We start from the raw sequence: 11,844 nt of genomic DNA on the forward strand, positions 1-11,844 counted from the left end.
ACTTTGGAAGCTGACGATTTCACTGCTACCAAGAAGATGATTATTGTTGAGTAATCAACTCGTAGAGACGCGATTCATCGCGTCTCTATCATATTGATGGAGAGGGCGGTGCATTTGCATCGCCCTTTTCTGTTTTTATTCTTTTCAATTTAGTTTTTTTTTCAAATTTTCATTACCTTCGCATTGGTTTAAAGTTTCTCGTTTAGGAGCTTATATAATCCCATGATATGAAAAAAATTATCCAAGTACTCCTTTGCTGGGCAGTGACATTCCTATGCCTGCCATCCGGTAATGCGCAAACGCTTACCCGCATTTCTGCAAGTCGTGATACCCTTCCCATTGGTTCCAAAACTTATGTTGCCAACGTTAAAGTCGCAGGCTTCAAGAGAATTATTGGAGCATCGTTTGCGGTAGCATGGGACTCTGCAGTGATTCGCTTTGATTCCATTGGTAACTTTGGTATCCCCTTAAGTAAAAATGACCATTTTGGGTACATAAACTCCCGAAAAGGAGTGTTGCGCTTTCTTTGGCAAGAAGGAATTACGGGGGTTACTGTAAAGGACAACACCACTCTTTTTTCAATCTATTACAAGGTGGTTGGAAAACCAGGATCCAAAAGCGCAATTTCATTCGTTGATATCTCAGAGTCGCCTACTCTTGAAAGAGAAATCATCGATACCACCTTTGCTACGGTTAAGACTGAATACAAAGACGGATTGATAATGCTTAAACCGCAGTCTCCGACTTCAGTTTTTGCCAATGACCCAAAAAAACTAAGGGTAACCCGCGCATATCCGAATCCTTTTAGTGATCGTATTACAATGGAATTCACCCTTCGTGAAGCAGGCCTGTTGCGGATTGAAGTGGTTGATGTACTTGGAAAAATAGTCCACAAAGAACAAAGAACTTATTTAGCCGGTAAACAAGAGTTGTTATTGCCAAAATCAGTCTTTCCTGCTCAGGGCAATTACTTTGTCCGCATGTACCAGGGAACATCATTTACTTTGCAACCAGTGATTTTATTGCAATAATCATTAACTCACTTTATCCCAAATTCCGACAAAGATGAAACCGATTATTACACACCTGCTTAGTGGGGTGAAGATGGGGTCAATATTTTTTGTTTTACTGGCCACTTTCACACCATTTAAAGCTTTTTCAAGCAATTCGCCTGCAACAATTGGCGACAATGAAGCACCTGTGAAAATCGTTGCTGCCAACGAATCACTGATGGGCTTCTCTCTTTCTATCAGCAATGTAACCGTACAAAAAGCCGGAGAGTTTTGTGCTCAGGTAAAAGTTTCGGGCTTCGTTGATATTCTTGGACTTGAGTTTCTACTCAAGTTTGACTCTACTCGCTTGACCTTTAAAGAAGTCAAAAACTTTAACCTTGCAGGATTGTCTGCCGCAACCATGGGTCTACCCGGAGCTGGAAGCAACCCTACCGGAACATTGAAAGTCTCTTGGCTCGACAACAACGTTGCGGGTGTTACCGTGGTTGATGGTACTGCAATTTTTGACATTTGCTTTACTGCGGTCAACCTTGATGCAACCACGAATCTCAGATTTGTTTACAAAGAAGTTGTAGACAAGAATGAGAAAAATGTTGTTGTAAATACGGCGACTCCTCAAACCGTGGTCACCATCGGTGCCGGAGGCACCAATACCGGTGGTTCTGGAGGTACGTTAGCACTGGATATTACCGATGCTACTGCTACTGCAGCCAACCAGGAAGTTTGTGTAAAGGTCAATACAGTTTCAGGGTTTACCAACCTGAAGGGGATGCAATTCTCCATTGCCTACAATTCAACGCAGCTGGATTACGTCTCGGTCAAAAACTTCAATCTTGCTGGATTGACGGTTGCCAACTTTACCCAACCTGGTGTTGGTGCCAATCCGGCAGGTACTTTAGGACTAACCTGGACGAGTACAACTCCAACTACAGGAACAACTGTTGCTGCTGCCACCGCAATTTTTGAGGTTTGTTTTAAAGGAAAATCGGCAGGAATAACCTCTACCGTCTCTTTTGGAACAACCGCAACGATTCAGAATAAAGACAACCAAGCGGTTACCTTAAATGGAACTACTGGAGTCATTACCGTAAATGGGCCCCCAACCACAGGCCCAGCTACATTTGATATTGGGGATGCTACGGCGACCACCGTTGGTCAGGAGGTATGCCAAAAAGTAACGGTTACCAATTTCACCAGTTTATTGAGTACCGAATACATCCTTACGTATAATTCAACCCAACTAGAATTTTCGGCCATCAAAAGCCTTAATTTAGTTGGTTTGACTGATGCCAGTTTCAGTAAGCCTGGGGTCGGTGCTACACCATTGGGTTCAATTAAGTTGTCCTGGAACGACCCACAAGTCAGTGCTGGGGTTTCAGTGCCCAACGGTACGGCTATTTTTGAAGTATGTTTTAAACCGAAATTAAACAACATCACGTCAACGGTGACATTTGGAGCTACCTCTGAAATCATCAATAAAGATGGACAACCGGTTACTTTTACCGGTTTACCTGGAAGCATTACCGTAGGAACAGGAACGGGCGGCTTATCTGGATTCACCCTTGATCTTACTGATGCCACGGTTCCAGCTACCAACCAGGAAGTATGCATCAAGGTCAATACGGGCAACGGTTTTACCAATATGGTTGGGATGGAATTTACCATCGCCTACAACTCTACTCAACTGGATTTTTCAGCGGTAAAAAACTTTACATTGGCTGGTTTGACCGAAGCTTCATTCGGATTACCAGGAGTAGGTACGAATCCAGTTGGGAGCATCAAGGTATCCTGGAGTGATCCCAATGTAACGGGCATCACCCTTGCCAACGGAACTGCCCTATTTGATGTCTGTTTCAAAGCTAAGCTGACCAATATTGTATCAAGCGTTACGTTTGCTACAACGCCTCCTCCAGAGGCAATTGACAAAGACAACACACAACTTCAGTTTACGGGTTTACCCGGCCAAATTACAGTTGGAAGTGTAGTCACTACGCCAGATGTTCAACTGAATGTTGGCAGTCAATCGGGCACAGTGGGGCAGGATGTTTGCGTTAAAGTAAATGTCGTTGATTTCACCAACATTTCAGCGGTTGCCGGTATTTTGACTTATGATGTTTCAGCGCTTCAATTCAAGAGTGTTACCAATCTTAATTTATCTGGTCTTACCCAAGCTTCATTTACTACTCCAGGTAACGGAGGGGTTACCGCCGGAACATTGAAGCTGAATTGGAGTACCGCAACTGTTGGCGGCGTTTCAGTTGGCAACAATACGGCCATTTTTGAGGTGTGCTTTACGGCATTAAAAGCGGTATCGTCACAGGTAAGCTTTAGTTCTACCGGACTTATCGTTACCCGATCCAATACTCAGACCGCTGTTGTCCAGCGGGGTGTGGGAACTATTTCTGCAAATTTAGCCAACACCACTGATTTGACACTTAAAGTAGGCAGTGCATCGGGTACAACCAATACGGATGTCTGCCTCGAATTAACGACTACCAATTTTAAAAATGTAATCGGGATGCAATATGCGATTAAGTTCGACCCTGCATTCTTAACGCATAAAACTTTCGACAACTTCAATGCAGGTTTAAGAGGTTTTTCCTCTGGTAGTGTAAACGCCAACAATACCACTGGATTCATTTCCTTATCCTGGGTGGATGATCAAATCGCAGGTGTTACCCTGCCTGATAATGCAGTGATCATGCGCATGTGCTTCACCATCAAAGGCACTACCGGTTCTTCAAATGTGGGGATTGATAAAACCAAAGTTGTAGAACTTACGGATGTCAATGAAAAAGCCATCAAAACACAAACCCAGGATGGTACAGTAACCATTGGCGTAGCCAATGCACCTACCATTGTATCTCCTGCTGTAATTACAAATGTGCCTTGTTTTGGAGAAAGCAAAGGTGCGATCAATATAGAGATAAGAGGTGGAACAGGAACGTATACCTACCGCTGGAGCAACAACGCAACGACTCAAGATTTGAGCAATTTAGCTGCGGGTTCATACAACGTTACGGTTACTGATTCCGGCAATGCTGCCACCGTAACGGGTACTTTTTCAATCACACAGCCAAGTGCTGCGGTAACCATCACGGGCATCACCAAAACAGACGTGTCTTGTTTTGGTTTGAGTACTGGAGCTTTAAACGCGGCGGCTACTGGTGGCACTGCTCCACTTGCTTATGCCTGGAGTGGAAACCTCGCGGCAGTAGCCAACCCAACCAATGTACCTGTAGGCAGTTATACCTTGACGGTTACCGATGCCAATGGATGTCGCGCAGTATCTAATCCTACTGCTGTTACACAGCCTGCTGCAGCTTTGGCCGCTACCACCAATATAGTGGCTGCTAAATGTGATGGCACTCTTACTGGTTCGGCAACAATTACTGCTACAGGAGGTGTTGGTCCTTATACTTACAAATGGGGGGGAAACAATCAAACCACCGCTCAATTGAGCAATATTGCTGCTGGGACTTACGCCTATACGGTAACCGACTCCAAAAGTTGTATATTTTCTTCCGCTGTTACGGTTACTCAAGAACAAACAGTTAGAATCACCTCAATAGATCCGGTTAACTTTGATCAAAATACTTCCAATGGTGCGGTAAATATCGCCCTCAACGGTGGAGTAGCTCCGTATCGGTTCAGTTGGACTGGTCCAAGCCCTTTTACGGCAACGACAGAAGACATCAGCAATCTGGGGACTGCAGGTCAATATTGTGTAACTGTTATAGACAATGCTGGTTGTACTGCAACCATGTGTGCTTCAATTGTTCAACGACTAAAAGTTAATCCAACCATTACGGAAGCTTGTTTTGGCCAAAATACAGGCGGGGTAAGTTTACAGGTAACCGGTGGCGTTGGACCATACACCTATCGGTGGAGTAGCAACAATGCAACTACTCAGAATATTACCAATGTTGCCTCTGGCAATTACAATGTAACCGTTACAGATAGCCAAAACAACTCGGTTACAGCAAATGCCTTGGTTCCAGTGCTTACAGAAATTAAAGTTACCAAGGCTAGTCTCACCGATGTCAATACCCCAGGAGGAACCAATGGAGGCATTACGCTTACCGTTACTGGTGGAAAACCAGGATATACCTATCGCTGGAACAACAATAGTACGGCAGCCTCTTTGTCGGGATTGGTGGTTGGAGATTATTGTGTAACCGTAACCGATTTAGCAGGCTGTACTGCAACGGGGTGTTTCAAAATAGACCTCGTAACCGTTCCTTTGTCGGTATCTCCAGACATAACTGGCAACCGTTGTAATGGAGAGTCAACCGGAAGTGCACGTTTGCAGGTCAATGGTGGTGTAGCGCCATATATTTTGACCTTCAACAACGGACAACCTGAAAACCTTACGGGCAACACTTTTGAACGCAAAAACCTGGCTGCAGGCAACTATACCTACAAAATTACAGATTCCCGCAATACCGTAATCGATGGTTCAGTAGTGGTAACCCAACCAGATCCATTGACAATTTCTTCTTTTGCTGTTCGTCATGATGCCGAAGATGCGGGTTGTACTGGTAGCATTGCCTTATCAATCACTGGTGGAACACCTGGATATCAAGTATCCTGGAATGCACCCAATGTTGGTTTTCAAATCATTAACCTTTGCGAAGGAAACTTTATTCCTTCGGTGATTGATGCCAATGGCTGCCGTAAAACTTTCGAACCCATTGTACTTACTACCTTTACCTTGAGTGCAACCGTGAAAAATACCAGTTGCCCAGATGATAAGGATGGTGGAGTTGATCTTCGGGTTATTGGTGGCGCTGCGCCTTATCGCTTTGCCTGGTTGAGCGCCCGGGGAGATACAATTACCAAAACGGAAGATTTGGGCGATGTAACTGCTGGGGTATATCGCTTGGTGGTGAGTGAAAAGTCTGGCAACCGCATCGAAAAACAATACACGGTTTCAACTGCGTCAAAATTAACGGCAAGCGTTCAAATTTTGTCCAGTTTTAATGGCTTTGCAGTTAGTTGTGCGGAAGCCAAGGACGGTTCTGCACGCGCAACCGGATTAAATGGAGGCGGAACAGGGTATGTTTACGAGTGGTTGCTCAAGAATACCCTGGTAGTAGCTGCCCAGAACCTCACCAACGCGGGTATTGGAAACTACGTAATTCGCATTACCGATGGCCTGGGGTGCAGCATCGAAGAGGATGTTGAACTGAAGGCACCAACAAAATTAGACGCCAATGCATTCATTACGGATGTTTCATGTATCGGAAGCCGTGATGGTGAAATTGCTGCTGAGGTGGATGGTGGTGTAACTGGTGGCAAGTTTACTTACGCCTGGAGCAACGGCCGTAGTACCCCACGGGTTACAAGTCTGGCCAAAGGAGCTTACTCCCTTACCATCACTGACCGGAACAATTGTACTGTGGCTAAAACCTTTGAAGTAAAAGAACCTGCTGCGATTGCCGTTACAATACAAAGCATCAACGCTACAGAAGGTTGCAATGGTCAAGTTCTTGCTCAGGCAAAAGGGGGCGTACGTCCTTATACTTACCGTTGGAATGCGCCCGTTACCAGTGGTGACTCACTGGTGAAAAGCCTTTGCCCTGGAGATTATTTTGTGCAAGTTACTGACTCCAGAGGCTGTAAATCTACTCCCGAAGTCAGTGCAATTGAAGTAAAAGATCGCCGCTTACCTTGTATGGACATTCGGGCAGTAATTTCTCCTGATGGAGACGGCTCTAATGAGGAATTTCTGATCAACTGTATCCAGGAGTTTCCTGGCAACAAAATCAGCATCTACAACCGTTGGGGACAATTGGTATACCAGGCAGAAAACTACAACAACGATTGGAAAGGAACAACCCAAAGCGGTGAGCCACTTCCAGAGGGCGCTTACTACTACGTATTGGCGTACAAAAACAGCGATGGAAAGGACATTCAGGCGAAAGGATCGATCACGCTCTTAAGAGAAGAATAATCATTTTAAGCGCCGGGTTAAGGTAAATAACCCGGCGCTCCAACAATATTCCATGAACCATCAACCGATTTTTACCATGAAAAAACTAGTACACCTTATACTTCTGCTGTTGCCAACAGCAATGCTTTGGGCCCAAGAAGAGGCCGTATTTACCCATTACAACCTCGCTCCAATTCTCATCAATCCAGCGGCTGCAGGGTTTGAAGAATCCCACCAAGTTCAGTTCAATGCACGTGGGCAGTGGATTGGTTTTCCAGACGCACCTAAAAATGTGGGTGTTCAGTATCATGGCCCATTGGGCAATACGTTTGGATTCGGGCTTGCCGTGATGGGCGAAAGCGCTGCGCGCCTTTCAAGAGTTCGGGCACGATTGAACTCCGCTTTCCGCTTTAAAATCAATAATGACATCAAGTTCGCACTTGGGTTTTCAACTGAATTTAGCCAGGTTTCTATTGGCAACAACGTTTTGGGTGAGCCTGAACCGATCTATCAGCAAGGGGACAACATCATCGAAGGCATCGTAAACGGCCGCCAGAATTTTGACGCATCGTTGGGGCTTTTTGCCAGAATTCACGAAAATACCTTTGTCAGTTTGAGCTTCACCAACCTGATTGCTCAACGGCTGAACAATATTGTATCCAATTCCTCAAGTGGGGGCATCTTCCAGCATTACGCATTTTTGGTTGGCCACAAATTTAAATTGGCCAATAACCAATTTAGCCTGGAGCCTTCCCTACTGGTGCGTCAAATCAAAGACACGCCTTTTAACCTTGACATCAACCTTAAAGCTGGGTTGCTCAATGATAAATTGATTGCTGGATTGTCGTATCGCTCCCTAAAAACAATCGGGGCTTTAATCGGAACAGAAATTTCGCAAAGTTTCCGGTTTTTCTACACCTTCGATTTGTCCATGCAGGATTTGCAGCAGTATTCTTCTGGCTCACATGAAGTAACTTTGATCTTCGGATTTAAAGGCGCACAAAGCAAAACAAATAGCCTTTACGGCAAAAGATAGAAAACGATCATTTTGGCAAAATTGACTTCCTTTGCAAAATAGAAGTCAATTTTGCCAAAATGATATATTTAAAATCAAAATACCAACAACAGGGTATTGTTATTGGTTAATAAAATTTTGATATTTGTTTCTCTTTAATGTTTTATCTGCGTACATGTTCCCTCCTTGTGTTGATTGAGTAACCTTAAAAGGCTACTCATTTCATCTCCTTGTTGCCAAATTAAAGCACAATCATAGAAACCAGCGTTCTTGCAATGTTGTAGTTATGCATTTGCAGAACCAAAGAATATACTTAAATCGGTTTTTGGGATGGCCTCCTTCTTTTGCGAAGGGGGCTTTTTTTTTGAAAAAAAAGAAAAAAATTCTCAGAAAAGCACTTTGGCACGGTATTGGATTTTATAATAGAAATTTTTAATCCGAAACCGTCAAAAACATAGTGCCATGAATGAGAAAACACTGTACATGCCAAATTTTGTGGGATGGGTGCGATGGCTTCCGATCTTAATACCGGTTCTGTTACTTTGGGGCCAATCGGGAGAAGCACAGTGCCAATTAGTATGTAAAGCAATTACCCCCGAAGCTCCAGTTCGCATCAGCGTAGGAGCAAACGGAATGGTAAGCATCGGAAGTAATTTAATTGTAGATGCGACCTCTACCTGCGTCGGACCGAAATTGATTACCATTGTAGATGAAAATGGAGCTGCTGTGGGCAATGGTGCTGATCCCATTGTCATTAGTGCTCGAGGAAGAATTGGAAAAACACTTACTGTACTAGTGCGCGATAACACGACTGGCTTCAATTGCTCTGGTTACCTGCAAATATTTGACGGTCAAGCGCCAGAAATTTTCTGTAGGGATACCACGTTGTTCTGTTCTGCCGACACAAGCTCGAGCAAACTTGGCCGTCCCAGAGTGGTCGACAACATCAACAGAACTGTCCGTTTGCGCTTTGAAGACCTGTTTACCCGTGGACGTTGCGGTAGTGACACCGCTGTATTCATTCGCCGGAGCTGGATCGCTCGTGACTCATCGGGCAACGCTGACACCTGCGTACAAAACATCGTCTTGCGCAGAATTGGACTAAATGATGTAACCATCCCTGGACTGGTCAATTTATCTTGTGAAAGACCCAATGCAGATACTTCTATTACTGGGGTTCCTTCCTTTCAAGGTCGCAAGCTAAAAAACAATGGGTTTTGTGAATTTCTGGTAACATTTAGAGATGATACAACTCTAATCTGCAATGGATTAGGGAAATTGATCTCTCGACGATGGACAATTGTTGATCGATGCACCAGTAATTTTAGGGATGCAACCCAAATCATTCAAATTAAGGATGAAACTGCACCTACATTGACCTGCCCTGCGCCAATTCGACAAAGAACCGATCCTAGCCAGTGTACAGCAGTAATCTTGTTGCCAAAACCAACTGCAGTAGACAATTGCGATCCAAATCCTGCAGTTTCTGTTCGTGCATCCTATGGCAGCTCTGGATTCAACCGCCACTTTAATGTTCCTATAGGTACACATTCCATTACTTACACTGCCATTGATCAATGTGGGAATACGGCCTCATGCACCACCACGCTTACCATTGTAGACGAAGAAGTACCAACCGTTATCTGCCGTAAAAACGACATCGTTTCTCTTCCCGAAGGAGGTGTTGCTTTCGTTCAAGCCAAAAGTTTTGACGAAGGCAGTAAAGACAACTGTAAGGCAAGATTGTACTACAAGGTACGTCGCCTGGTGCCGGGCGCATGCAACAAAATCAATGGTGACGATAATCCCGGTACACCCGCTTATGATGAATACTATGACGACTACGCGGTATTTTGCTGCGGTGATGTAGATAGCCAAAATGTAAAATTGACCCTGCGGGTATATGAAATTGATCCAGGTGCCGGCGCCGTTGATCCTGCTCGTGAGCGCCAAGGTGGTGACTTGTACGGAAAATTCAATGATTGCGATTTTACAGTCATTATCCGTGACGAACTTGGGCCACGCATCGTTTGCCCATCCAGCGTTATCGTAGAATGTACCACAGATGTGACCAAGCTGAATAAATTTGGCTCACCGATTGTGCTCGAAAACTGTTCTTTTACCCTGGATTCTACCAGCGTTTACGAACGAGCAGAATGCAACCGGGGCAAAATCACCCGAACCTTTACAGCCAAAGATTGGAAAGGACGCACTTCAACTTGTAGCCAAACCATCACCATCGTCAACACCAATAAACTGATTGACACGATGATTACCTGGCCAAAAGATTATACCATCGTTGGTTGTGGTGGAAAAACCGACCCACAGGATTTACCATTGGCAAACCGAGAACCAATTGTTAAATACCCGATTTGTGGAACCATAGGGATCAATCATGAAGACAAGCGGTTTGACTCCCAGACTGAAACTTGTTTCAAAATTTTCCGAAAATGGTCGGTAATCGATTGGTGTAACTTTGATCCGAATGATCCAGCAAAGTCCACTTTTTACCATACTCAAATCGTTAAAGTAGAAGACCGAACTGCACCAACTTTGACCGTGCCAAAAGATACTACGATCGGCATCAAAGATAATTGCACCAAGATTAAAGTTACGGTTGCAGCGGCCATTGGCACAGATTGTGGAGGCATCGTGACCATTTCTAATGATGGAAAATATTCCGATGCAAAAGGAGCGGTAGTAACTGGTACTTATCCGATTGGAAAACACCTGATTCAGTTCCGTGCTGTTGACCAATGTGGAAACGTAACGCAAGGATCGATGACCATTACGGTACTGGACAAGAAAGCGCCAACACCACAATGTCTCAACGGCCTTTCCACTACCCTCGATAGCAGGAATGGTCAAACCTTGACCGTGGTAGATGCCAAATTGTTTGATGCAGGTAGCTTCGATGATTGCGGCGGTAAACTGGCCAAGATCGCCATTCGCAGAGGAACTGCTGGCTCTTTGCAAACTACGCCTACCGATCAACTGACCTTTACTTGTGCAGACATTGGTCGCCAGGCTATTCAACTTTGGGTTTACGATTCACTGGGGAACGGGGGCTTCTGCACTACGTTTATCGACATTCAGGACAACGGAAAACTGTGCCCACCAACTGGAGAAACGGTTGGCAAGATCGCAGGTAGCATCCGAACTGAAACTGGGCAGCAAGTGGAGTCTGTAGCCATCAAAGCCAGCAGCAAATTGGGAGATACCAAAACCGGCCCCGATGGTACTTTTACCCTTAGTTCAGTACCACTTGGAGGCGACTATACCATTGTACCTCAGAAAGTTGAAGACCCTATCAATGGGGTAACTACAATAGATTTGGTGATCATTCAAAAGCACATCCTCGGATTGGCGGATTTGAAAACACCTTACCAATACATCGCTGCGGATGTGGATAAGTCGGGCAATATTTCTACTCTTGACCTGATTCGCTTGCGCAAGTTGATCCTCAACATGGAAACCAACCTCCCGAATGGAAACACGTCCTGGCGCTTTATTGATGCCAACTACAAGTTTCCAAGTGGAGTGGATCCGCTCAAAGCGCCTTTCCCTGAAGCAAAAAACCTCAACAACTTTTTGTCGAAAGAAGGCCGGGCGGATTTTATTGGGGTTAAAATAGGTGACGTCAACATGAGCGCCAAACCCAATAGCTTGATCAATACCGATGGACGAACCACCAATGGCGAGCTCATCGTAGAAACCAACAACCAAACTTTTGCAGCAGGTGAAGAAGTCAGCGTTGAATTTACCGCCGAGCAAGTTGCCAAAATACAAGGCTTCCAATTTACCCTCGATTTTGACCGCCACCTCTTGCAACTGCTGGATTCTGAAAACGGAGAATTGCCCCTTTGGACTCAAGCCAACCT

4 protein-coding genes are annotated in these 11,844 nt (G+C 44.8%); all 4 read left to right on the forward strand.

Features of this window, described 5'->3' with window-relative positions:
- The first annotated feature begins 227 nt into the window (after nucleotides 1–227).
- A complete protein-coding gene (locus tag ABW391_RS26665) occupies nucleotides 228–1,031 on the forward strand; it encodes a T9SS type A sorting domain-containing protein (RefSeq protein ID WP_353484958.1) in 804 nt (267 codons plus the stop codon).
- Nucleotides 1,032–1,065: 34 nt separating this feature from the next.
- Complete coding sequence (locus ABW391_RS26670) at nucleotides 1,066–6,969, forward strand: cohesin domain-containing protein (protein WP_353484959.1); 5,904 nt, start codon at nucleotides 1,066–1,068, stop codon at nucleotides 6,967–6,969.
- A 76-nt stretch (nucleotides 6,970–7,045) separates the two neighbouring features.
- Nucleotides 7,046–7,984, forward strand: a complete 939-nt coding sequence (locus ABW391_RS26675) for a PorP/SprF family type IX secretion system membrane protein (protein ID WP_353484960.1) — start codon at nucleotides 7,046–7,048, stop codon at nucleotides 7,982–7,984.
- Between the two features lie 441 nt (nucleotides 7,985–8,425).
- Nucleotides 8,426–11,844: HYR domain-containing protein (locus ABW391_RS26680; protein ID WP_353484961.1), on the forward strand; the 3,419-nt coding region annotated here is incomplete at its 3' end.

Source organism: Haliscomenobacter sp. (assembly GCF_040403615.1).
In the GTDB taxonomy this organism is placed as follows: domain Bacteria; phylum Bacteroidota; class Bacteroidia; order Chitinophagales; family Saprospiraceae; genus Haliscomenobacter.

What these genes read in the sequence shown, in the direction of transcription:
- ABW391_RS26675 (WP_353484960.1), top strand. Translation starts at nt 7,046, where the DNA reads ATGAAAAAACTAGTACACCTTATACTTCTGCTGTTGCCAACAGCAATG.
- ABW391_RS26670 (WP_353484959.1), top strand. Translation starts at nt 1,066, where the DNA reads ATGAAACCGATTATTACACACCTGCTTAGTGGGGTGAAGATGGGGTCA.
- ABW391_RS26665 (WP_353484958.1), top strand. Translation starts at nt 228, where the DNA reads ATGAAAAAAATTATCCAAGTACTCCTTTGCTGGGCAGTGACATTCCTA.